Consider the following 23,934-nt stretch of genomic DNA (forward strand, 5'->3'; position numbering starts at 1 on the left):
ATTTTGCATCTCCTGCCTTTGACAGCAATTTGGCGATTTTAAGGAAATGGAACGGTAGAATGCGGGTTTGAGGCGTGTATTTTTCAGGAAGTCGAAAAATTGTGTGGCTAACTTTTGTTACAGAGAATTAACTATAATTAGTAATATATTAGTCCTTTTGGTGGTATAATATATATGACAACCACTGAAAGGAGATGTTTTAAAATGTATCCTAAAATATCAAAAGTGAAAGGAAAAAGATATTTAAGGATAATGGAAAGCAAAAGAGAAAATGGAAAAGTGAAACAGCATACAGTAATAAATTTTGGAAATATAGATAAGTATAGTAAAAAAGATATAACAAAACTTGTAGATAGTCTTTTTAAAATATTTGAAATAGATGAATATGAAAAAATAGAAGATGATTTAATGGAAGAAATAGCAAGAAGAAATTACGGAGCCAAAGTAATAGTAAATAAGATATTTGAAAGATATGAGATGAAAAGATATTTTGAAAGACTGGATAAAGAAATAAAATACAATGCAGAAGAAATGTTAAAAATAATGGTGATGAATAGAATAGTAGAACCGAAGAGTAAATTGGGAATATTTAATAATTTAGAGTATTTTGGATATAACAAAGTGGAAGTTAAAAAAGAAAAAGACCTGGAAGAAAAAGATGTAATGTTGCACTGGTTATACAGAACATTGGATATATTAGCAGATAATAAAGAGTCGATAGAAAAACATATGTATAATCAAAGGATAAGTTTGTTTAATACAACGGTAGATTTAGTATTTTACGATGTAACAACATTAGCGTTTGAAACACAACAAACAAATGAAATATTACAAATGGATATTCAAAGGATAAGAAATTTAATGAGTCGCAAGTAGTATTAGGGATGTCAATAGATCAGGATAGAATGCCAGTTAGTTTTGATATATATGCAGGAAATACATTTGAAGGGCATACATTTAAAGATTCAATAGAAAAAATGAAAAAAGAATATCAATTAGGAAAAGTAATAGTAGTAGCAGATAGAGGAATGATGAGTAAAAAAAATATAGAAGTAGTAGAAAATTCTAATTATGAATTCATAGTAGGAAAATCAATAAAACAGTTAAAAAAAGTAAATATATTTGAAGGAGAATTCATAGAAATAGCAAAAGGAATAAAATATAGAGAAGTAGAATATGAAAATAAAAGATTACTCATAATATATTCAGAAGAAAGAGCCAAAAAAGACAGAGCAGATAGACTACGATTAATAGAAAAAGCGAAAAAAATGTTAGAAGAAGGAAATATAGATTCAAAAAGTAAAAGAGGAGCGAAAAAATATTTAAAAGAACAGAACAAACAAAATTATATATTGGACATAGAAAAAATAGAAAATGATGAAAAATACGATGGATACTATGGAATAATAACAAACACAAAACTATCTCCAAAAGAAATATTAGAACAATATCATACATTATGGAAAGTAGAAGAAACATTCAGAACATTAAAAAATTATCTTGAAACAAGACCGGTATTTCATTGGACACCGAAAAGAATAAAAGGACATATTGTAATGAGTTTCATATCTTACATAATTCAAAGAACATTAGAATTAGAACTGGAAAAAAATAATATTGAATACTCTCATGAAAAAATAAGAGAAGCTATAAAAAAAATGGAATACTCTGAAATAAGATTAAAAGACAAATTATTTGCATTAAGAGCCAATTTAAACGATTTTCAAAAGCCATATTAAAAACATTAAAATAGAAAAACCGAAAAAATGATGGAATTAGATGAATTTAAAAAATAATCTCCTAAAACACGCATGAAAAGCCAAAAAGGAGGAGGTGTGTGGCTAATTTCTCTTTTATAAAAAGTTAACAATAGCTATTTTTTGAATAATTCTACTTTTTAGAATTTTGTTGATAATAATAGTGTCAAACTCAGGAAAAATTGTAGTGCACACTTTCTGTGTGCACTACTTATTAAAATATAGGGATAAGTAATCATCGACAAAATTTATCCACAACTTTTCCACATCAATAGATTTTGCATCTATAGAAATATACATTCCCAATGAATCAAGAGTTATAAAATCTTTTGTGCTATAAGATTACTATTTGCATTTCTATTTACAATTCCTTCTTTTTCATTTCGTCAATTTTTTTTTGAATAAAAAAATTGACTTTTCTAAAAATTCATTCATAATTTTTTTATTTTTTATTTTTCATTGCTTGAAAAAAGAAATCCAATAAAAAATTCTGCATTTGCCTATTATCTTTATATTCTTTAATAAACTGCAATCCTATTTCCTTTATCATATTGAGGTTAAAAGTTTGCATTTTTGCCATTTTTATGTCAATTTCATTTATAAAATATCCCAATACACTCAAATATAATTCTTCTTTACTTTTAAAATAATGATAAATTGCACCTTTAGATACTCCTGCTTTATCTTTTATTTTATTTATACTTGCATTTTGATACCCCTCTGTCGAAAACAATTCATATGCAGCTTTTATTATTTTTTCATATGTTTCCTCCATAATTATTCCCCAAATTTGTCTTCTTTTTATATCATTAATTGTACATATTTTTATTTTCCCTGACTCTTTTCATCATCCATATAACTTAATATTGAAGTTACAACAAAAATGGTTATTAGATAACTGAAAATTACCCCAACAATAATAATAGCCCAAAACCAACAAAACCTCTATATTTAGCTAATATAAACGACCCAAATGCTGCTCCTGTAGTTAATGTTGTCATAGTAATTGCCTTACCTGTGCTCTTTAAAGCATCATTTATATTTTTTTCTCTTCGGTATCTATGTATTAAATGAATTCCGTCATCAACACCAATACCTATTATTAGAGGTAATGCAATAATATTTACAACGTTAAACTTAATATCAAACCATCCCATTACTCCTAACATTAATATTATTGATAAAACCATTGGTAGCATTGCTAAAATTGCATATTTAATATTTTTCATATCAAATAACAATACAACAAATATGAATATTATCGTTAAAAGTAATATTTTTCTTCCTTCACTGGCAGAAATTTGTATAAGTCTTAAAAATATAAGTGCAGTTCCACTTACATTGTTAACATTTAATTTATTTAATGCCTCAAAATATTTTTTCTGATAATCTGATTTCCACATATCTCCATTCGAGTATGCTGTAGTTAATATCATACCTTGTTTCCCTAAATAATTCTGTTTTATTTCAGCAGGTAAGTTATCCATACTAATTAAAGTATTATCATTTATATTTTTTCTCCATTCAGAAATTTTAGTTATAATAATATTTTGAATATTTTTAATTCATTTTCAGATTTATTCGATATTTTCAATAATATCCCACTTTTTATAACATTCCTTAATTGAGCAGCTAGTTCCTTTTCCCTATTAAACTCAACGATAATGCCGCTTTAGATAGCGAAAAATTAATTTTATTTATTTCAGATTTTAATTTTTTCAAATCGAACTCACTTTTCCTGAATTTTAAATTTTTCATCTCATTCGCATTTTTCAATCTTTCTATTTGAAATTCCGTTTCAGGTATATAGGCAATTATGCTATCCACTTCTGAAAATATATTAAGGCTTTTAAGCTTATTATATAACCCTTTGGCTTCAACCAAATTATCACTAATAAAAATTGTGTTATCTGGAGAAAATTCAAATTCATCCAATATTTTTTGATTTAATCTTATACTTTCAAGGCCTTTAGCCTCAATATTCATCATATTCTTATCAAATTCCACTTCAGAAATTTTAAAAAAGGATAATATAATTAATATGATTAAAACAACAAGAGGATAAATTTTATGTTTTCCAACATCAAAATTAATTACAAATGCGTTACCTGGATTTTTATATTTTTCGCCATATTTTTTCAATAATATTGTTAATCCAAAAATAGCTGCTAATACTGTAAATATTATACCCGAAGATAAAACTATCCCAAATTCTCTAAACCCGGAAAAGAACTAATTGAAAAAATACCAATACCTATAGCTGTAGTAAGAGCACCTGCTATAATTCCTCTAATATTTTTTCAAAAACCCCTTTTAAAGCACTTGAGGTAGAAAATCCTTTGCTTTTCAATTCGATAAATAATGAAATAATGTGTATAGAATAATCAATACCTAAACCTGCAAGGATAGCTCCCATCATAATAGTCATAATATTCAATGAACCAATAGTAATTTTTGTAAATCCCAAAGCCCATATTATACCTAAAATAAGTGGAATTACGGATAAAATCATATATTTTAAACTTCTAAAACCTAATATAAATATAATTAAAATCAATATCATAGATACAATTGTAGCAACCGTCATATCCCTTTCAGAAACAACCATTTCATCTCTTGCTATAACCAGAGTTCCTGTTAATCCTGCATTTACATTATATTTTCTACTCCTCTCTTTAACAATCTCTTCAATATTATTAACAAGTTTCACTACTTTTTCTATATCATTTGAGCTTATTGTGGGTCTAATAATAATCATCCCAAATTTTCCATCCTTAGAAATTAGATATTTCTGACCAAATAACATATTTTCAAGATTATCTATAATTAATTCAGGATCATTTGAATTAATTCCATTAAGAAAATCACTAAAACTTTTTAATATATATTCATACTGTTTTCTATCCTGTTCAGTTATATTATAACCACTTTTCGGTTCTTCAAACATATTTTTTAATGCTTTAAAAAATTCTTCTAAATTATTAGATGAATATATTTTTTTTAAAAATTCTTGTTCATAATCAGGAGTTAAAATAAAAATATTTTTCGATATAAATTCCATTGGATTTTTATAATAAATTGTATCAATATATTCTACTTTTTGAAGTTTCTTTGAAATATCTTCAATATATTTAATTATATTTTTTTATCTCCTTCAATACCGATAATTATACTATCAACACTTTTAAAATTTTCAGTAGCTTTCCGATAAACTTTTACATAAGAGTCATTATCAGGCAATAAATCTAAAAAACCTGGTCTAATTTTTAAAAAAGGTATTAAAATCATTGAAATAATTGTAATGGTCAAAAGGACCCAAAATATAATTCTAGAATTTTTCATAATAAATTTTCCCAGTTTTTCCATATTACCACCCCAATATAATAAATATACCGACTGGTCGGTATATTTATTATATCTTCTACATGTTACAATATTATTTCTTATAAAAAAGAACTAAATTTTATATAAAATACAAAACATAATTTTTCTTATTTTAAGACTATATGTTGCTAAAATAAAGAATTTATTTTATTAAATGCTCCAGGTATATCTAAAACCTTCTCAACTTTCTTTATTGAATTTTTTATAGCTTTTTTGATAGAATAATCATTTAACATATAATGAATAAAAAATCCATCAAAAATATCTCCCAATCCTGTTTTATATTTTGCCAGTATTTCATTTGACTTATAAATATTACCTTTAAACATTATTCCTTTATTCCCAAGTTTTATTATATCGCATTCTCGAACTATACATTCATTGTTTGTTCCTAAAATAAAAGCGTTTTTGAACATATTGTTGACAATATTTGGTCTTGGACCAATGTCCAGAAATATTTTTGAATAATTTAATTTTTCTATTCTTTTAAGCTCCCTTTTTGAAATTTCTGTAGTAATTATAGCTATTTCTGATGTTTTTTTTAAATTTTCATATTTTGAATCATTAATTTCTCTTTCTATACCAATGGGATATCATTCTTAGATATAAACGTTGCTGTTTTCTTCTCTTTCACTTGAATATTTTTAAATGGAATTATATCTTTTAAATATTTACCTTTTAAATCATTTCCTATAAAGCCATTAAATGAAATATTATATCCAAGCTTATATAACAAATACGCTATATTAAAACCCGATCCACCTGGTATTTCTATTATTTGAGATTCATGAGGTTTTTCTCCATAAATATAAATATCATAAAATAAAGCTCCATACACATCTATATTCATATTCTCACTCCAATTTTTCCTATATTTATTAAATAAAAATTCCCCTAAAAAGGGGAATTATATTATTGTTCTGGCCATTTAGTAATAACTGATTTTCTTGCTTTGCTCTTTTCTTCAGGACTTAAACCCCAATTTCCATTATATATTGCACCTTCCCAATCTCCATAAATTGGATTTGGTAATAAAATGAATTTTACTCCATATTCATTCTTGAATTGATCTACTAAAGCATTTCTTTCATTTAATCCTTTATGTCTAAATACAGATGTGAAATCATTTAAATTATCTCCCATCAATAATACAATTCTATGATCTTTTTCCACCATTTTTCTTCTTGGTTCTTTATCTGAAGTATCTGTTCTTAATAATACGTGATCATCAGTTACCTGTGGGAAACCTAAAGCTTTTAAGTTCTTCATTGTTCCTTCTTTTACAGCAACTTTTCTATTAGAAATATAATATACATCTGCACCTTTTTCAACTACATAATTTAAGAATTCAACTGCTCCAGGTAGTGCTTTTGCTTGAGCTGCATTACACCAATCATTCCAACCAGTTGGATAAGCATGATTTGTATCTATATGTCCTGCATCATAAGGACTATTATTTAAAATTGTTTCATCAATATCCACAATTATTGCTCTTTTAGTTGGATCGTTATTATTTGCTAAATCATTGTCAAAAACCATTTTTGCAACATTAAATGCTTGATAAGCTAATGCTTTCATTTCACCTGATGTTTGATACCAATCCATTGCTAAAACCATTTGTTCATTTAAATCTCTTTGTGTATACTCTGGCATTAATCTTAATCTTTGTCCAACTTTAATAAAATCAGGATTTTCAATTTTATTATACTTTACTAAATCTTCAATGCTTACACCTGTAATTTCAGAAATTTTTGATAAACTATCCCCACTTTTTACTACATAATATTCAGCATTTGCAAAAATCAAAGCAGAAAATAAAACTGCTAATAATACAACAAGAACTTTTCTCATACTTCACCCTCCTCATAATTTTTTTGCATAAATATAATATCAAAAAATAAACAAAAATGCAACACTTATATTAAATTATAAAAAGCCATAATAACTAAAAAAATAGAATTATCTATATTTTTAGGCAAATATGTTATAATTAACATGAGGTGAAAGCATGACAAGATATGATTTAATTGCAAAGTATTATGATAAAATTCTTAAATCTTTAGAAAGCACAACAATGAATGAATTTAGAAAAAAATTTGTTCCTAAAATAGAAGGATATACATTAGATTTAGCTGTTGGTACAGGAAATAATATTCAATATTATCCTCCAAATTCACATGTTATTCTTATTGATAAAAGTGAAAAAATGCTGGAAATCGCAAAAGAAAAAGCAAAAAAAAGGAAAGACTTAAAACTGGAATTTGTAAATTCATCTGTTGAACATTTACCTTTTGAAGATAACACATTTGACACTATTTTATCGATAGATGTATTTTGCTCTGTAAAAATCCTTACTCTTCAATGGAGAAAGTTAAAAAAGTTTTAAAACATGGTGGAAAAGGTATTTTTGTAGAACACGGATTAACTGGAAATATTTTAAAAGATGGTTTATTGTATTTGGTAAATATTCTTACTTACCCAACAGTAGGTTCATCTATGACAAGAAAACCTTTAGAGTATATTCAACATGCTGGTTTTAATTTACTGGAATATGGCCATTTAAAAAATTCATTTTATTATTTTATAGTTAGAAAGGAGTAAAATATGAAATACGAAATAGTGTATTTTGATCTTGACCACACTTTGCTTGATTTTGGAAAATCTGAAAAAATTGCTTTATTTAATATGCTAAAGCATTTTTCAATTGAACCTGAGGAAAAATATTTAGAAATTTATAAACCATTAACGAAAAATGGTGGAAATTATTTTCCGAAAAAAATATCCCAAAGAAGTTATTGTTATTGAAAGATTCAAAGAATTCTTTGAAAAAATCGGTTTAGATTCAAAATATGATATAAAAGAAGCTTCAAATATCTATTTAGAAAATCTCTCACACCTGGGTTTTTTCTTTGAAGGTGCAGAAAACTTATTAAATAAACTTAAACAGCGTGGACAACGAATGGCGGCTATTACTAATGGCGTGGAAAAGGTTCAACAGGGAAGAAGTAAAGCTTTAAATTTACAAAATTATTTTGAATTCATTCTAACTTCAGAGAAAGTAGGAAAACCGAAACCAGATCCTCTAATCTTTTATGAAGCAGCAAAATTATCTGGAGTTCCTATTGAAAATTCTGTTTATATAGGAGATAATCCTGATTCAGATTATTTAGGAGCTAAAAATGCTGGAATGGATTTTATTCTATATGACCCTAAATCTATACATACCCATCTTGATTGTAAAAAGGCTACTGATTACAGTGATTTACTCTCGACGTTAATAAAATAAAAAGGAAGAGCTCCGCTCTTTCTTTCAGACTGTTGACAAAGTATAAAAAAATAATATGAGAGAAGGCTTGAATTTTTCCGAAAAAAATATGAATGAAATTAGCCAATTTTGCATGGATGCAAAATTGAGCGAAACCGAGCATGGATGTGAGTTTGAGCGGCTAATGAGAACGAATATTTTTTGAGGATAAAAAAATTCACCGCCTGAGCGAATATTATTTTTCCTGAGTTTGACAGTATTTTTTTCAATAAAATTCTAAAAAGCAGAATTATTCTAAAAAACAACAATTGTTAATTTTTTATTAAATACAAAAGTGTCATTACACCCCTAAATTTTATATTTTTCTTTGAATTCTGTATAGGGTGAAATTATTTTTGGTACAGGAATATTTAATGTATTTAATATTCTTTGTCCTAATTTATTTAAATTCATTCTCGCTACAAGATGTTGCTTTTGTGTTTTAAATTCAATGTATTCCATATTTTTAATAGCTTCTCTTATTTTTTCATGAGAGTATTCAACATTATTTTTTTCCAGTTCTAATTCTAGTGTTCTTTGAATTATGTAAGATATGAAACTCATTACAATATGTCCTTTTATTCTTTTTGGTGTCCAATGAAATACCGGTCTTGTTTCAAGATAATTTTTTAATGTTCTAAATGTTTCTTCTACTTTCCATAATGTATGATATTGTTCTAATATTTCTTTTGGAGATAGTTTTGTGTTTGTTATTATTCCATAGTATCCATCGTATTTTTCATCATTTTCTATTTTTTCTATGTCCAGTATATAATTTTGTTTATTCTGTTCTTTTAAATATTTTTTCGCTCCTCTTTTACTTTTTGAATCTATATTTCCTTCTTCTAACATTTTTTTCGCTTTTTCTATTAATCGTAGTCTATCTGCTCTGTCTTTTTTGGCTCTTTCTTCTGAATATATTATGAGTAATCTTTTATTTTCATATTCTACTTCTCTATATTTTATTCCTTTTGCTAGTTCTATGAATTCTCCTTCAAATATATTTACTTTTTTATTTGTTTTATTGATTTTCCTACTATGAATTCATAATTAGAATTTTCTACTACTTCTATATTTTTTTACTCATCATTCCTCTATCTGCTACTACTATTACTTTTCCTAATTGATATTCTTTTTTCATTTTTTCTATTGAATCTTTAAATGTATGCCCTTCAAATGTATTTCCTGCATATATATCAAAACTAACTGGCATTCTATCCTGATCTATTGACATCCCTAATACTATTTGTGATTCATTAAATTTCTTATCTTTTGAATATCCCATTTGTAATATTTCATTTGTTTGTTGTGTTTCAAACGCTAATGTCGTTACATCGTAAAATACTAAATCTACCGTTGTATTAAACAAACTTATCCTTTGATTATACATATGTTTTTCTATCGACTCTTTATTATCTGCCAATATATCCAATGTTCTGTATAACCAGTGCAGCATTACATCTTTTTCTTCCAGGTCTTTTTCTTTTTTAACTTCCACTTTGTTATATCCAAAATACTCTAAATTATTAAATATTCCCAATTTACTTTTCGGTTCTACTATTCTATTCATCACCATTATTTTTAGCATCTCTTCTGCATTGTATTTTATTTCTTTATCCAGTCTTTCAAAATATCTTTTCATCTCATATCTTTCGAATATCTTATTTACTATTACTTTGGCTCCGTAATTCTTTTTATCCGGTGCCTTTTTTATATCTTCTGTATCAATATAATTTTTTAAATCAAATATTTGTATGAGTTTATTTACTATATTTTTCGCTTCATTTTCGCTAAAAGAGTCAATCCTTCCTAAGTTTGCAACAGTTCTTTGCTTTATCTTACCATTTTCCCTATAACTTTCAACAATTCTTAAATATTCAACACCTTTGTTATTTTTAACTACTCTCAAAACACAAAAATCACCTCTTGATTTCATAATACCATTACTTATTATACCACAAAAATATTATGAAATCAAGAATATAACGCTATTGTTAAAAATATTTGTGTCACTACAAAAATTTTTCAACCCCAATTTTCACCCTTTTCATCGTCGCAAACCCGCATTCTACCGTTTCGATTTTTCAAAAATCATGAAATCGCTGTCAAACTCAGGAGCGAAACCGAGCATGGATGTGAGTTTGAGCGGCTAATGAGAACGAATATTTTTTGAGGATAAAAAAATTCACCGCCTGAGCGAATATTATTTTTAAATACTTTATAAGTAAATAAGTTTGTCTACAAACCAAAAGGAAGAGCTTCGCTCTTCCTTTTTTATTTTATTAAATTTTAAATTGCTTTATTAAATCATTAAGTTCTTCACTTAAATTTGATAATTCTTTTGATGCTCTTGCAACATTTTCAAAATCTTTATTTTGTTCTGCTATTTCGTTTTTAAAGTTTACAACATCTTCAGAAACGCTTAAAACTGCTTTATTAGCTGTATCAGTTGCAGCAGCTATCTCTTCTGTTGAAGCAGTTTGTTCTTCTGCTGAGGCTGCAGTGTTATCAACCATCATAGAAATTTGTTCTATCTTATCTGTAATGCTTTCAAACTGTTCTGCTATTTCAAAAATCATTTCATTAGTTTCTGATATACTTTCCACAACATTTTCTGTTTCTTTATCAACCTGTTTTGCACTTTCCTGAATTTTTCCTAATATAACAGCAATTTCTTCTGTTGCTTTTTTACTTTCTTCTGCTAATTTTCTAATTTCATCCGCAACTACTGCAAATCCTTTACCTGCTTCTCCTGCCCTTGCCGCTTCTATAGCTGCATTTAAAGCCAATAAATTTGTCTGCTCTGTAATAGAATTTATTGTTTCAACAATTTCTTGAATATTTGCTGTTTCATTAGCCAACGATTTTACTGTTTTAGCATTTTCTTTAGCTTTTTCATTCACATCGTTTATTTTTACCTTTACATCTTCTACGTTTTTAGCCCTTCTTTTGCTAACTTTGAAGTTTCTGTTGTTCTTTCCATAACTTCCTGGGTAGATTTAGAAACACTTTGTGCAGCTGCAGCTATCTCTTCAACACCTGCTGTTGTTTCTTCTAATGATGATGATGCATCTTGAACCTTAGCATTTATTTCCTCTATCTCAGCATATATATGTTCATTTACACTTGCACTCTTATTTATTGAAGAAGATACATTTTCCGAGGTTTCAATAAGCGTTTCAGATGATTTTTTAACTTTTTCAACCAAACTCCTCAATGACATTATTGTTTTATTCATAATTTCAGCTAATTTACCTAACTCATTTTTAGCTGTAACGTTTACTTTTACATTTAAATGCCCTTTCCCAACTTCTTCCATATCTTTAGACATAGTAATTATTGGTTTTACTACTGCATTGTTTACAAACATTAAACCTATAATAAATGCTATAACAATAATAATGATACCTACTATGATATACATATATGTTTGTTTCCAAACTTGATTTTGAATAACTACTTTTGGAATTGCTGTATATACAGTCCATCCTAATTCTGGTATTTTATAATAAAAAGCAAGCTTATCTACATTGTTATATGTATATTCAACAACCCCACTTTGAGAAGTTGCATTTGTGAAAAATTCCATTGAACTAACATCTACACCCCATTTATCAGGATCTTCATGAATTAAAGTTATTCCTTTGTCGTTTACTATATATGGGGTCTCTTCATCAAAAAGTTGATCTCTTAAAAAGGATTCTACAAGTTTTTTTATTGAAAGATCTATACCTAATACTCCTATTATCTGACCGTTATTATCTTTTACAACCTTGGAGACCGTTATTAATATATTTCCACTTGATGCATCTGCATATGGTTCTGAAACAACTACATTACCTGGTTTAGCCATTGCAGCCTTATACCATGGCCTTTTGGTTGGATCATAATCTGGTGGTAATTCTGCAGCAGGTTTCATCAACATTGTTTTATCTTTTAATCCAATATATACCGCTTCAAAATTACTATACTTTTTTACAATATTATCAAAATTTTTCAACAACCATGTTCTTTCATCATATTTATTTGAATATGAACCTTTTACATTTGCATCATCTGATAACATATTTGCCATATCAAAAATAGGTTTAAAGTAGGTTCGCAAAACTTCTGCTCTATTCTTAGTCGAATTTTCAAGATGACTAGTAATATTATTAAATGTTCTACTATAATTTTGATAGGCACTTAAAGCGGTAAAAATAACCATCGGCAACAATGAAATCAAGATAATTATTAAAATCATTTGACTCTTTAAACTTTTCATATTTCCCTCCTTCGTTTTCCAGAATGTAATATTATTATATCATAAATTTAATATTTTTCAAAAAAGAATTCGAAAATATATCTATTTCTAAATATTTTTACTATATGAAGCAATATATAAATTTCTCATCCATTTTATATCCTCTTCAGAAAGTTTATGACCTCCCCCATTAATTCTACATTATATGCAATATTTGCACTTTTTCTATAATTTCTGCAGCAATCAATGCTTCTTTTAAACTTCTTCCTATGGAAACTATACCATGATTGGCTAATAATATACCATAAACCCCAGTTTAAACTTTTTTACTGCCTCAAGTGCCAGATCAAGTGTTCCCGGTAACTTATATTCAGCAACAGGTATTTCGCCACCTATTATTTGCGCCTGATCCTCAATATAGCATGGAACTGGTTTCCTTAATGCTGAATAAATTGAAGCATATAAGCTATGTGTATGCACTACTGCCTTTATTCCAGGAAAGTTTTTATAAATTTCTAAATGTAATGCTTTTTCACTTGACGGTTTTAATCCTTCAATATGTTTTTCTGTTTCGAAATCCAGGACAGAAATATCCTTCTCTTTTAAAATATCATAAGGTACACCAGAAGGAGTAATATATATTTTATTGTTTATTTTCACACTCAAATTACCCCATGTTCCTTTTATTAAACCTTTTTTTCAAGATATTCTATAGCCTTAATTATTTCGCCTTTCAAAATATCACCTACCTATTATTGTAAGCTTTTACAGCTTCTGCTAATATATATGTTGCAAATTTAAGCTTTTCACTATCTAAAACATATGCAATTCTAATTTCCTGTTCCCAGAATTCGGTGTTGCATAAAATCCAGTTAAAGGAGCTACCATTACAGTTGTATTGTCTATACTAAATTCAGTAAGAACCCATTTCACAAATTCTTCACTATTATCAATTGGTAATTTCACCGAAACATAAAAAGCTCCTTTTGGTTTCTGAAATATAGCACCTTCTATTTTTGATAGTTCTTCATAAACAGCCAATCTTCTCTTATCATATTCCTTATATACTTCTTCAATATAAGAATCATCCATTTCTAACAAACCTATAGTTCCCAATTGTGCTATCATTGGTGGGCATAATCTTGATTGTGCCATTTTCATTACCTGATTATATAAATCTTTATTTTTTGTAGCAAAAACCCTACTCTTGCACCACACGCACTATACCTTTTTGAAATACTATCTACAACTATAGTCCTATCATATTCTTCAAAATTCATTGTAGATATATGTTTTGTTCCATCAAATGTAAATTCTCTATACACTTCATCAGAAATAATAAATAAATCATATTTTTAGCAAAGTCAACAATTCTTTTTAATTCATCTTCAGAATAAACAGCACCTGTAGGATTTGATGGATTAGAAAATAGAATTCCTTTGGTCTTGTTCGTTACAACTTTCTCAAATTCTTCCATATCTGGAACAGCATATCCTGTTTCAGGTAATGCTCTTACAGGAACGAGTTTTACATTTATCATTTCAGCAAATCCTTTATAATTTGCATAAAATGGTTCAATTACAATAATTTCATCTCCAGGATCAGCTATTGCTCCCAATGCAAAAATAATTGCTTCGCTTCCACCATTCGTAACTATAATTTCTTCAGGTGTAAATGGAATATCGTGTTTATTATAATATTTTGAAAAAGCTTCTCTTAACTCAAACAACCCAGCAGAATGAGTATAAGCCACAACGTTAGATCTATGATTTTCTATATAATTAAAGAATGCCTTTGGTGTTTCAATATCAGGTTGCCCAATATTCAAATGTAAAACTTTTTTACCTTCTTTCTTTGCTTTTTCAGCATAAGGAATTAATTTTCTAATTGGTGATGCCTGCATGTTTAACACTCTTTCTGAAAAATTCATTTTATTCCCTCCTATGAAATAATTTTTCTGATATTTAATTTTACCATAAATGTTAAGATTTTTTCATATAAATTTGTAATAATAATATGTGGTAAAAATTAATTTCTTATGTCTAGAAATATATATGAGAGGTGTAATATGGATTTAGAATATTTAAAAAAATATGGTAAAATTATTGGGATAGACGAGGCTGGAAGAGGTCCTCTCGCAGGACCTGTTGTAATAGGCTCAATATTAGTTGAGAATGAAAAACAACTTAAAATTTTAGAAAATATTTCAAATGATTCAAAAAAAATGACAGAAAAAAATAGAGAAGATGCTTATAAAATCATTGTAGAAAATTTCAAATATTCCATAAAAATATCTACGCCTGAAGAAATAGATTTATACAACATATTTTCCGCAACAACTTTAGGAATAAAAAGAGTTTTGGAAGATTATGATATTGAGAATAAATATATTATAATAGATGGAAAAAATTTTAAACTTAACATAAAAAACTATGAGTGCATTGTAAAAGGGATTCAAAATCTAAAATTATTGGGCTGCTTCTATATTGGCAAAGGTATTCAGAGATAAAATAATGGTGGAATTAGGTAAAAAATTCCCTGAATATAATTTTAAAAAGCATAAAGGATACCCACAAAAGAACATGTTGAAAACATTAAAAAATATGGATAAAAAATTTTTATAGAATAACTTTTAATCCAATAAAGAAATTATTGCTAAACAATGAAATAAAATATAATAAAAACGAATTTAATTATATTAGATTAATGAAAATAGGTTTGTAGGAGGTATTATGAACGAATTAGAAAATTTTAAAAAATTATTGGAGATTATGGAAATATTGCGTTCTGAAAATGGATGTCCATGGGATAAAAAACAAACTCACGAATCATTAAAATCTTACGCAATTGAAGAAGCTTATGAACTCGTTCATGCCATTGATAGTAAGAATAAAAAATATTTAATTGAAGAATTAGGTGACGTGCTTTTACAGGTAATATTTCATTCTCAAATTGCCAAAGAAAACGGAGAATTCACAATTAATGATGTTATAGAAAATCTCAATGATAAACTTATAAGGCGACATCCGCATGTTTTTGAAAATACAGGCGAATATTCCTACGAACAATGGGAAAAGTTGAAAGCAAAAGAAAAAGGGAAAAAAGCATATTCAAAAATTGGAGATTATAATCCTGGAATGCCTCCTTTAATGAATTTAAGAAGATTAATTGAAAACTCTTTATCTGTTAATTATGATCCATATGAAAATGAGGATATTATAGATTTGCTGATTGAAGATTTAAAAAAGATAAAAAATGAAAAAACAAATGAAAAATATAATATTGATTTTTTAACCCATTTGATATATTTCTATGTTAAAAATAATATGAATATGGATTCTATTATTTCTAAGGCGGCAAAAAAATTTATTAAAGAATATAAAAAAAATGAAGATAGGGAGGATTCAAAATGAAAAAATTTTTATTATCGTTGGGGATGTTACTGCTTATTTTTACTTCTTTTGGAATCATAAAATATGAGAATCTTGATCCCAAAACTATATCTATTATTAATGGTGAAACAATAAATTATGATTATTTTCAATCACAGGCAAAAACACTTGAAATATTAAGAGGTATAAATAAAATAAATAATACCTTTTATAAAATATTAATTGGAAGCGTTGAAGGAAATAATGTAATACAAAAATATGAAAAATCAAAATTAGATAAGTTAGCTGGGGAAATATTATTTATTCAATTCACAGAAAAGAAAAAAGGTCTGAATTTAAAAAAGAAGAGTTGTACAATTCTATAAAATCACAAATTGAGAATATTTTTAATTCTTCAAAGCTTTCAGAGAATGATATTTTATTATACTTAATTTCCAAAGGTTTTGAAAATAAAGAACAATATATTTATAGTGTTTACCATGAAAAATTATATCAACGTGCTGTTTCAGCTATTTACCAATATTTAATTGATAATGTCTCAGTCTCAGAAAACGAAATTAAAGATGAATATAACAAAAATAAGGACAAATATTATAAGCCACAATCAGCAAATATTAAACTCGTTTTATTCAGCTCATCAGATGACGCATCTTTAGCTTATCAAAAAATAATAGATGGATATTATTCTTTCGATGATATCTATTTTAATAAGCTCACAACTAAAGAAGCTACGATTATAAAAATTAATCTGGAGGATAATACAAGTAATTTGATAAAAACTATTAAATCATCATTTCCAGGTGCTATATTAAAACCTATGAAATATAATAATAATTATTACGCTTTAATAAAAATAGATAAAAAAATACCAAAACAGCAGATGTCTGTAGAAGAAGCTAAATCAAAAATTATTGAAAATATAAAAGATGAAAAAGCTAAAAAGTTATTTGATAATTTAGTTGCTTCAGAATTTCAAAAGTTTAAAGATAATTCTGAAATTATTATAAATTCAAAATTTTTTAAAGGAGATGAATCAAATGGTAACTAAAGAACAAGTTATGGAAGCATTAAAAAATGTATATGATATGGAAGTTGGTTTTGATGTTGTATCTTTAGGACTTATTTATGATGTTAATATAGATGAAGAAGATAATGTTCATGTATTAATGACATTAACAACTCCTATGTGTCCGTTAGCAGGTTTTATTACAGAAGATGCTAAAAACAAAATAGGCTCTATTGAAGGAGTAAAAAGTGTAAATGTTGAATTAACCTTTGATCCTCCGTGGGATCCTTCAAAAGCATCAGATGAGGTTAGAACTATTTTAGGGATATGACATTAAAAGAATACCTGAAAAAATATAAAAATATTATCACTAAAAAGGGGATTAAAAATCCCCTTTATTTTGTTGCAAAAATTATTTCTGAAATCACCAATACAAATATAACCAAAATATTAATAGAAAAAGAATATATCCTTCCTGAAAATTTATTACATAAATTAAATAAAATAATAATTGAAGATTATCCTCTTGAATACATTACACATAAAGTTATCTTTTATGGATATGAATTTTATGTGGATGAGAGAGTATTAATTCCGAGAATTGAAACAGAAGATTTAATAAAAATCGCTATTAACATAATAAAAGATAAACATTATAAATATATTATGGATATTGGAACAGGTAGTGGAATCATACCCATAATACTGAAAAAAGAATTGCCCTATTTAAATATATATGGAGTTGATATTTCAAAAGATGCTCTAGAGGTGTCAAAAATCAATGCAAAAAAGCATAACGTTTCTATCAATTTCATCCAAAGCGATATATTTAATAATATTTCTGAAAATATTATAAATCGTTTAGATTTTATTATATCCAATCCTCCTTATGTAGAAACCTCTTTTTTTGAAAATAGTTCTTCACTAAAATATGAACCTAAAATAGCCCTGGAAGCTGGTAATGATGGACAAGATTTCTTTAGAAATATAGCTAATAATTATCCTGAAATTCTAAAAGCAAAACATTTTTTATTTGAAACCACTGAATTTAATATCGAAAAAACCGTTGAAATTTTATCCAAATTTGGAAAATGCAATATTTATAAAGACTCTTTTAATTTTAGAAGATTTGTAGAAAAACTTCATCTAAATTAACAAATAAATATAATATAATATAATATAATAACAAAAAAGGATGATAAAGATGAAAAGAAGTGCTGCCTTTAAATATGGCAGCACTTTGATGTTTATTATAATTGTTCTAAAACATTCACACATCTTGGACATGCATCTGGATATTTTTCATTTGTTCCAACTTCTGGATGTATCTTCCAACATCTTTCACATTTTTTACCTTCCGCTTTTACAACCTTTACCTTTGCATATTCACCTTCATATCCTTCATCAACTGTTCCTAATTCAAATTGAGAGGTTATGAAGAGATCTGCAACAAAATATGGATCATATGCGCTTAATATTTCTCTTAATTCTTCTGATTTTGGTTCAACTATTATTTTAGCGTCTAATGGATGACCAATGAATTTTTCTCTTCTCTTTTCTTCTAAGGCCTTTGTTATATCTTCTCTTAATTGGAATATTTTATTCCATTTTTCCTCTAAATCGTTATCAAAGTATTTTTCATTTACTTTTGGCCATTCTTCCAATTGAATAGTTTCGTATTTTTTAGTTGGTAAATAATCATATATTTCCTCTGTTGTAAATGCTAATAATGGAACCATTAGTTTTGTTAACGTCACTAACGCTTCATACATAACTGTTTGAGCTGATCTTCTTAATCTTGATTTTGGTAATTCTGTATATACTCTATCCTTTATTATATCTAAATAAATAGAACTCATTTCTACTGTACAGAAGTTATTTATAAGATGATGAACTCTGAAAAATTCATATTTTTCATATGCATCAGTTACTTTTTCTATTAATTGATGAATCTTCATCATTGCCCATTTATCCAATTCTTCCATTTCTTCATAAGGAACAGCATCTGTCTCTGGGCTGAAATCAGATGTGTTACCCAATAAAAATCTTATAGTATTTCTATATTTTCTATATACTTCTGTTTGTTGCTTTAATATATCAAATGATACTCTTATATCCCCTCTATAATCACTTGATGCTACCCATAGTCTCAATATATCTGCCCCGTATTTGTCTATAACATCAAATGGACTTATTACATTACCCAATGATTTTGACATTTTTTTACCATCTTTATCTTTAATAAAACCGTGAGTTAATACTGTTTCATATGGGGCTATACCATTTTTAGCTACAGATAAGAAAAGTGAACTCTGGAACCATCCTCTGTGCTGGTCAGTGCCTTCTAAATACATATCAACAGGATATTTCTTTAAATCATCTCTTACATTAACTACTGCATCCCATGAAGAACCGGAATCAATCCATACATCTAAAATATCTTCTTCTTTCTTAAAATGTACCCCTCCACATTTTGGACATTTATATCCTTCCGGCAAAAAGTCTTCTACAGGTCTTTCATACCATGCATTTGTTCCTTCTTTTTCAACGATTTTTATTACATTATCCATAACTTGAGGATCTATAAATGTTTCTCCACAGTCACTACAGGATAATGCTGGAATAGGAATACCCCATGCCCTTTGCCTTGAAATACACCAATCCGGTCTATCCTGAACCATCGCAGTAATTCGATTTTCTCCCCAATCTGGAATCCATTTTACTTTTTTAATTTCTTCTAAAGCTTTTTCTCTTAAATTATTTTCATCAACTGATATGAACCATTGCTCTGTTGCTCTAAATATAACTGGATTTTTACATCTCCAACAGTGTGGATAAGAGTGTCTGATATCAGCTTGCGCAATTAAATGACCCGATTCTTTTAAATCCTCGATAATCATTTTATTTGCTTTCCAGATATGTAATCCTTTATATTTTCCTGCTTCTTCTGTAAATACCCCTTCATGATTTACAGGAGATAATACAGGGAGGTTATATTTCAAACCAGTTTGATAGTCTTCAGCACCATGTCCTGGAGCAGTATGAACACACCCAGTACCGTCCTCAAGGGTTACATAATCTGCCAATACTATTAATGATTCTCTATCCATAAATGGATGTTTTGCTTTTTTATATTCTAAATCCTTACCTTTAAACTCTTCTAAGATTTCGTATTCTTCAACTCCAGCTATTTTTAATAGATTTTCCAATAATCCTTTTGCCAATATCCAATTTTCATTACCAACTTTTACTTTAACATAGTCAAAGTCTGGATGTAAAGCTATTGCTACATTTGCCGGTAATGTCCATGGAGTTGTTGTCCATATAACAACATATGTATTTGGTTCATCTAATAATTCAAACTTAACATAAATTGAATGTGATGTGTGATCATGATATTCTATTTCTGCTTCTGCTAAAGCAGTTTCACAACTTGGGCACCAATAAATTGGTTTTTTATTTCTAAATACATTTCCATCTTCTACCATTTTTTTCAAAATTCCCAATACTTTTGCTTCGTATTCTGGTTTTAATGTAACATATGGTTTTTCCCAATCTCCTCTAATACCAAGCCTTTTAAATTCTTCTTTTTGTATATTTACATAATTCAAAGCATAATCTTCACATAATTTTCTTATTTCAATTTTAGACATAGATTTAGCTTTTTCTCCTAAATCTGTAGTAACCTTATGTTCAATAGGCAAACCATGTGTATCCCACCCTGGAACATAAGGTGCATTATACCCTTGCATTGTTTTATATTTTATAACAATATCCTTTAAAACCTTGTTTAATGCATGTCCTAAATGAATATGGCCATTTGCATATGGAGGTCCATCATGCAAAATATAAGTTGGAGCATTTTCTCTTTCTTTTCTCACATAATGTTCCAGATCCATTTCTTCCCATTTTTTTAAAGTTTCTGGCTCTTTGTTTTTTAAATTAGCTTTCATTTTAAACGCTGTTTTTGGCAAGTTTAACGTATCTTTATAATCCAATGTAAAGCACCTCCACTAAATTTGTAAAAGTCTATTTATAGTATCTTTGAATTCTGTTAAATCCAACGATTTTACAACATATGCATCCGCTGCCCATGATGCCATATCACTCTTATAATGACTATATGCTGTCATCAGAATAATTTTTTTATTTGGATATTTTTTTCTAATTTCTGCAGCTAATTCCAAGCCATTCATTTCAGGCATCTCTATATCCAACGAAATAATATCAAAGTTTTGATCTTTTGACAAAATCTCTAAAGCCTTTTTTGCACAATTTGCCTCAATAACTTCATATCCTATATCTTCTAATTCCTCTTTTAATAAGAGTCTAATATTATCTTCATCATCGACAATTAATATTCTTGCCATATTAACCCTCCCAAAAATTAATTTAAAGGTAATTCAAATCTAAAAATTGTTGATTGTTCATCTGATTTTACTAAATAAAGTTTACCTTTATGTTCTTCTTCTATTATTTTTTTACAAATAGGCAGTCCTAAGCCTGTTCCCTGAACCTTTGTAGTAAAAAAAGGTGAAAATATCTTATTTTGTTCTTCTTCTGGAATAGGTTCCCCATTATTTTCAATTTGAAAATATACATAATCATTTTCAATACCCGTTTTTATATATATAATTTTTTTCATTCGTCGCTTCAATAGCATTTTTTATTAAATTAATTAACACCTGTTTTATTCTACTTCTATCACATTTTACATCTATTTTATCAAACATTTTTTCAAATTTCAACTCTAAACCTTTTTGATGTAAAAAATCTTGATACATTAATATGATTTCATTAATCATAGAATTAATATCGATATATTCAAATGTTGGTATTCTACTACCTCTGCTAAATTCCAATATTTCAGAAACAATACTTTCCAAATGAGATAGCTCATCCATAATAATATGGGAATATTGTTTTATTTTTTCTGGTTGATCTAATTTTTTCATCATTCTATTAACAAATCCACCAATTATCGTTAAAGGATTTTTTATTTCATGAGCCACTCTGGCTGTCATTTCTCCTATTGCCGCCAATTTCTCCCTTCGAGCAATTTCTTTTTCCATCTTATAATTTTCTGTAACATCATCAAATGTTACAATAACCCCTTCTATTACATCAAGGTCTCTATTCCACAATGGAGCTAATTGAATATCAAAAACTTTTTCTTCATTACCCTGATATATTATATATTTTGGCATTTTCATTTCTTCTCTGGTGAAAAAAATACTTTCAATAGAATTGATGACGTCTACTCCCAATTTCTCTTTCAATATTTCTGCACTTTCTCCAACAATTTGTTCTCTACTCTTGTCAAAAAACAATTCTGCCTTTTTGTTCCATTCAAGTATTTTTCCTTTTCTATCTATAACTATTACTGCAAGAGCTAAATTTTGTAAAATATTTTCATTAAATCTCCTATAAAAATCTATTAGATTTTTTTGTTCTTCTAAAGATTTTGTTTTATCTTTCAGTTCTTCATAATTTTCAATAGTTTCAATTGAAAGACCTATACTATCCTGAAATAATCTTAATATTTCAATATCAACAGAAGTAATTTCCTGTCCAGTAAATTTATTATCCGCTATTACAACACCTTTTGTTTCCCATTTTCCAGTTATTGGTATAATTACGAATTCATCATATTTTATAATGTCATAAAGATATTGAAGTTCATCATTTTTTAGCTTAATCATTTGTGGAACAACATGAATTATATGTTTTTTTGTTACTGCTCTTTCTAAAATTGTTTGACCCTTATATACAATAATTTTATTTTTTACACTTTGCGTCAATTTGTTATTAGAAGGTAGTTGTATAGCTTCTTCTCTTAAATACTGAACAATATCACCATATTTTAATGCTCTTTTATTAGCTTCTTTCCATATAGCTTCAACATTTTCATCATCTGATGGACCAACCCAGATTTTTGGAATTAAAATGCCTCGTGTCCTATCTCTTTCTAGATATAACGCTCTATTAAATTTTAATCCTCTAACACTTGTTAATCCCATTAACATTATTTTTACCGCATTATTTTTATCAAATGTTGATCTAACTGCCTGACTAATTTTATGTAATGAATTCAACTTATCCAGATGTTCCCTTTGAATTTTAATTAAGTTCTCATGATTCTTTTTCAATGTAATTAATTTCTCAATTTCATCTTTTAATTTATCATATAAATATATTCTACTCAATGCTAAACCCAATCTTCTGGTAATATTCCTCAATGAAGATAAATCAAAATTATCAAAATGCTTATAGGGCCTGAACCCAAATCCTTCTTTACGGTTATAAACGCTGACTACTCCATATTCAATATTGTCAATTATTATTGGAGCATAAATTGCTGATAATATTTCACTCTTAAGTGGCACTGTAAACTTTTCAAATCTACTTTTTCCTACAACTAAAAACGGTTTTTTATTTTTTTTACATAATCCTTCAAGAGAAACTATATCGTCTAATATATTTTCTTTAATATCTTCTTCAGAAAAACCTATATACTCTTTTAAAATTAATTTATTACCTTCAACTTTCCACAACAATACCCCTGAGCATGCAACATATTTTTTATTGTTTCCATTATTCTTTTCATTAAGGTATTTTCATCAAGAATATTTTCAAATAAATCGGTTATTTCTTCTATATATTCTAATCTATTTCTTGTTTCCTCCAATACAAGAAATTCCATTGTTAATTTTAGTATAATCCCATAACTTTCTGTTTCATTACAAAATTCTCTTAATTTTTCTCCTTTAAATTCATCAGGAACACCAAACGCCCCTATTAATGAACCATTTAGAACAATTGGAATCAAATAAATATTTTCTACATTT

General features: G+C 27.3%; 29 protein-coding genes and 4 pseudogenes. 13 read left to right on the plus strand and 20 right to left on the minus strand.

Features of this window, described 5'->3' with window-relative positions; all coding sequences use genetic code 11:
- Window positions 1-252: 252 nt before the first annotated feature.
- Together DJ007_RS21070 and DJ007_RS20870 are read left to right on the plus strand one after the other, a co-directional pair.
- Window positions 253-306, plus strand: a pseudogene (locus DJ007_RS21070) (hypothetical protein); the annotation flags it as partial.
- 117 nt (window positions 307-423) lie between these two features.
- Window positions 424-1,796, plus strand: a pseudogene (locus tag DJ007_RS20870) (IS1634 family transposase); the annotation flags it as partial.
- A 403-nt stretch (window positions 1,797-2,199) separates the two neighbouring features.
- Here DJ007_RS20870 and DJ007_RS10945 read toward each other — a convergent pair.
- The 8 genes from DJ007_RS10945 to DJ007_RS10980 all read right to left on the minus strand — a co-directional run bounded on the left by DJ007_RS10945 (window position 2,200) and on the right by DJ007_RS10980 (window position 6,992).
- Window positions 2,200-2,532 carry a TetR/AcrR family transcriptional regulator gene (locus tag DJ007_RS10945; protein ID WP_129409581.1) on the minus strand — a complete coding sequence of 111 codons (333 nt, stop codon included), beginning with the start codon at window positions 2,530-2,532 and terminating at the stop codon, window positions 2,200-2,202.
- Window positions 2,533-2,662: 130 nt separating this feature from the next.
- A complete protein-coding gene (locus tag DJ007_RS10950; RefSeq protein ID WP_129409582.1) occupies window positions 2,663-3,244 on the minus strand; it encodes an efflux RND transporter permease subunit in 582 nt (193 codons plus the stop codon).
- Between the two features lie 145 nt (window positions 3,245-3,389).
- On the minus strand, window positions 3,390-3,899 hold the full coding sequence (locus DJ007_RS10955) for a hypothetical protein (RefSeq protein ID WP_129409583.1): 510 nt from the start codon (window positions 3,897-3,899) through the stop codon (window positions 3,390-3,392).
- Window positions 3,900-4,035: 136 nt separating this feature from the next.
- Window positions 4,036-4,818: an MMPL family transporter gene (locus DJ007_RS10960; protein WP_129409584.1), complete on the minus strand. Its 783-nt coding sequence runs from the start codon at window positions 4,816-4,818 to the stop codon at window positions 4,036-4,038.
- 74 nt (window positions 4,819-4,892) lie between these two features.
- A complete protein-coding gene (locus DJ007_RS10965) occupies window positions 4,893-5,123 on the minus strand; it encodes a hypothetical protein (RefSeq protein ID WP_129409585.1) in 231 nt (76 codons plus the stop codon).
- Between the two features lie 146 nt (window positions 5,124-5,269).
- Window positions 5,270-5,557 (minus strand): carbohydrate kinase family protein, encoded by a 288-nt coding sequence (locus DJ007_RS10970; RefSeq protein WP_129409586.1) that lies wholly within the window; start codon window positions 5,555-5,557, stop codon window positions 5,270-5,272.
- A gap of 161 nt (window positions 5,558-5,718) precedes the next feature.
- Window positions 5,719-5,991 (minus strand): PfkB family carbohydrate kinase, encoded by a 273-nt coding sequence (locus tag DJ007_RS10975; RefSeq protein WP_129409587.1) that lies wholly within the window; start codon window positions 5,989-5,991, stop codon window positions 5,719-5,721.
- 62 nt (window positions 5,992-6,053) lie between these two features.
- Window positions 6,054-6,992 carry a 5'-nucleotidase, lipoprotein e(P4) family gene (locus DJ007_RS10980; RefSeq protein WP_129409588.1) on the minus strand — a complete coding sequence of 313 codons (939 nt, stop codon included), beginning with the start codon at window positions 6,990-6,992 and terminating at the stop codon, window positions 6,054-6,056.
- Window positions 6,993-7,149: 157 nt separating this feature from the next.
- Here DJ007_RS10980 and DJ007_RS16250 point away from each other — a divergent pair, with 157 nt between their 5' ends.
- From DJ007_RS16250 to DJ007_RS10990, 4 genes are read left to right on the plus strand one after another with little or no spacing between them, the layout of a single operon-like run.
- Entirely contained in the window at window positions 7,150-7,527 is a 378-nt protein-coding gene (locus tag DJ007_RS16250; RefSeq protein ID WP_206076338.1) for a class I SAM-dependent methyltransferase, read from the plus strand.
- Entirely contained in the window at window positions 7,503-7,742 is a 240-nt protein-coding gene (locus DJ007_RS16255; protein WP_206076339.1) for a hypothetical protein, read from the plus strand. The genes DJ007_RS16250 and DJ007_RS16255 overlap by 25 nt, the downstream gene beginning before the upstream one ends.
- Before the next feature lie 3 nt (window positions 7,743-7,745).
- Complete coding sequence (locus tag DJ007_RS16260; RefSeq protein ID WP_206076340.1) at window positions 7,746-7,946, plus strand: YjjG family noncanonical pyrimidine nucleotidase; 201 nt, start codon at window positions 7,746-7,748, stop codon at window positions 7,944-7,946.
- Window positions 7,894-8,427, plus strand: coding sequence for an HAD family hydrolase (locus DJ007_RS10990; RefSeq protein ID WP_206076341.1), 534 nt, complete (start codon window positions 7,894-7,896; stop codon window positions 8,425-8,427). The genes DJ007_RS16260 and DJ007_RS10990 overlap by 53 nt, the downstream gene beginning before the upstream one ends.
- A 327-nt stretch (window positions 8,428-8,754) precedes the next feature.
- Here the strand turns inward: DJ007_RS10990 and DJ007_RS20875 are convergent.
- From DJ007_RS20875 to DJ007_RS18065, 7 genes and pseudogenes are all read right to left on the minus strand, one after another.
- Window positions 8,755-10,381, minus strand: a pseudogene (locus DJ007_RS20875) (IS1634 family transposase).
- A 346-nt stretch (window positions 10,382-10,727) separates the two neighbouring features.
- A pseudogene (locus tag DJ007_RS11010) lies at window positions 10,728-12,709 on the minus strand (methyl-accepting chemotaxis protein).
- A 175-nt stretch (window positions 12,710-12,884) separates the two neighbouring features.
- Window positions 12,885-12,989 carry a class II aldolase/adducin family protein gene (locus DJ007_RS20440; protein WP_129409823.1) on the minus strand — a complete coding sequence of 35 codons (105 nt, stop codon included), beginning with the start codon at window positions 12,987-12,989 and terminating at the stop codon, window positions 12,885-12,887.
- Window positions 12,980-13,375 (minus strand): class II aldolase/adducin family protein, encoded by a 396-nt coding sequence (locus DJ007_RS11020; RefSeq protein ID WP_129409592.1) that lies wholly within the window; start codon window positions 13,373-13,375, stop codon window positions 12,980-12,982. The genes DJ007_RS20440 and DJ007_RS11020 overlap by 10 nt, the downstream gene beginning before the upstream one ends.
- Before the next feature lie 126 nt (window positions 13,376-13,501).
- Window positions 13,502-13,843, minus strand: a complete 342-nt coding sequence (locus tag DJ007_RS18055; protein WP_240739539.1) for a hypothetical protein — start codon at window positions 13,841-13,843, stop codon at window positions 13,502-13,504.
- Between the two features lie 5 nt (window positions 13,844-13,848).
- Window positions 13,849-13,968: a hypothetical protein gene (locus tag DJ007_RS18060; RefSeq protein ID WP_368359780.1), complete on the minus strand. Its 120-nt coding sequence runs from the start codon at window positions 13,966-13,968 to the stop codon at window positions 13,849-13,851.
- Window positions 13,965-14,618, minus strand: a complete 654-nt coding sequence (locus DJ007_RS18065) for an aminotransferase class I/II-fold pyridoxal phosphate-dependent enzyme (RefSeq protein WP_240739541.1) — start codon at window positions 14,616-14,618, stop codon at window positions 13,965-13,967. The genes DJ007_RS18060 and DJ007_RS18065 overlap by 4 nt, the downstream gene beginning before the upstream one ends.
- A 138-nt stretch (window positions 14,619-14,756) precedes the next feature.
- Here DJ007_RS18065 and DJ007_RS11030 point away from each other — a divergent pair, with 138 nt between their 5' ends.
- The 7 genes from DJ007_RS11030 (at window position 14,757) to DJ007_RS11060 (ending at window position 18,241) form a co-directional block, all read left to right on the plus strand.
- Window positions 14,757-15,197 (plus strand): ribonuclease H family protein, encoded by a 441-nt coding sequence (locus tag DJ007_RS11030; RefSeq protein WP_165974134.1) that lies wholly within the window; start codon window positions 14,757-14,759, stop codon window positions 15,195-15,197.
- Between the two features lie 4 nt (window positions 15,198-15,201).
- Window positions 15,202-15,312, plus strand: coding sequence for a hypothetical protein (locus DJ007_RS19345; RefSeq protein WP_129409594.1), 111 nt, complete (start codon window positions 15,202-15,204; stop codon window positions 15,310-15,312).
- Between the two features lie 108 nt (window positions 15,313-15,420).
- Window positions 15,421-16,101, plus strand: a complete 681-nt coding sequence (locus DJ007_RS11040) for a MazG family protein (RefSeq protein WP_129409595.1) — start codon at window positions 15,421-15,423, stop codon at window positions 16,099-16,101.
- Window positions 16,098-16,445: a hypothetical protein gene (locus tag DJ007_RS11045; RefSeq protein ID WP_129409596.1), complete on the plus strand. Its 348-nt coding sequence runs from the start codon at window positions 16,098-16,100 to the stop codon at window positions 16,443-16,445. Before DJ007_RS11040 ends, DJ007_RS11045 begins: the two co-directional genes overlap by 4 nt.
- The gene (locus tag DJ007_RS11050) at window positions 16,430-17,128 is read left to right on the plus strand and encodes a peptidyl-prolyl cis-trans isomerase (protein ID WP_165974136.1); all 699 of its coding nucleotides are present in this window, start codon (window positions 16,430-16,432) and stop codon (window positions 17,126-17,128) included. The genes DJ007_RS11045 and DJ007_RS11050 overlap by 16 nt, the downstream gene beginning before the upstream one ends.
- Window positions 17,109-17,417, plus strand: a complete 309-nt coding sequence (locus DJ007_RS11055; protein ID WP_129409598.1) for a metal-sulfur cluster assembly factor — start codon at window positions 17,109-17,111, stop codon at window positions 17,415-17,417. Before DJ007_RS11050 ends, DJ007_RS11055 begins: the two co-directional genes overlap by 20 nt.
- Window positions 17,414-18,241, plus strand: a complete 828-nt coding sequence (locus DJ007_RS11060; protein WP_129409599.1) for a N5-glutamine methyltransferase family protein — start codon at window positions 17,414-17,416, stop codon at window positions 18,239-18,241. Before DJ007_RS11055 ends, DJ007_RS11060 begins: the two co-directional genes overlap by 4 nt.
- Before the next feature lie 95 nt (window positions 18,242-18,336).
- Here DJ007_RS11060 and ileS read toward each other — a convergent pair whose 3' ends face one another.
- The 5 genes from ileS to DJ007_RS11085 are packed head-to-tail and all read right to left on the minus strand — an operon-like array spanning window position 18,337 to window position 23,915.
- On the minus strand, window positions 18,337-21,084 hold the full coding sequence (gene ileS / locus DJ007_RS11065) for an isoleucine--tRNA ligase (RefSeq protein WP_129409600.1): 2,748 nt from the start codon (window positions 21,082-21,084) through the stop codon (window positions 18,337-18,339).
- Window positions 21,085-21,099: 15 nt separating this feature from the next.
- Window positions 21,100-21,456, minus strand: a complete 357-nt coding sequence (locus tag DJ007_RS11070) for a response regulator (RefSeq protein ID WP_129409601.1) — start codon at window positions 21,454-21,456, stop codon at window positions 21,100-21,102.
- 17 nt (window positions 21,457-21,473) lie between these two features.
- Window positions 21,474-21,731, minus strand: a complete 258-nt coding sequence (locus DJ007_RS11075; protein WP_165974137.1) for an ATP-binding protein — start codon at window positions 21,729-21,731, stop codon at window positions 21,474-21,476.
- Window positions 21,697-23,640, minus strand: a complete 1,944-nt coding sequence (locus DJ007_RS11080) for a sensor histidine kinase (RefSeq protein ID WP_129409603.1) — start codon at window positions 23,638-23,640, stop codon at window positions 21,697-21,699. Before DJ007_RS11080 ends, DJ007_RS11075 begins: the two co-directional genes overlap by 35 nt.
- Window positions 23,613-23,915, minus strand: coding sequence for a hypothetical protein (locus DJ007_RS11085; RefSeq protein ID WP_129409604.1), 303 nt, complete (start codon window positions 23,913-23,915; stop codon window positions 23,613-23,615). The genes DJ007_RS11080 and DJ007_RS11085 overlap by 28 nt, the downstream gene beginning before the upstream one ends.
- Between the last annotated feature and the right edge of the window lie 19 nt (window positions 23,916-23,934).

The sequence above is a fragment of the Marinitoga lauensis genome, from assembly GCF_004135675.1.
GTDB classification, from domain to species: domain Bacteria; phylum Thermotogota; class Thermotogae; order Petrotogales; family Petrotogaceae; genus Marinitoga; species Marinitoga lauensis.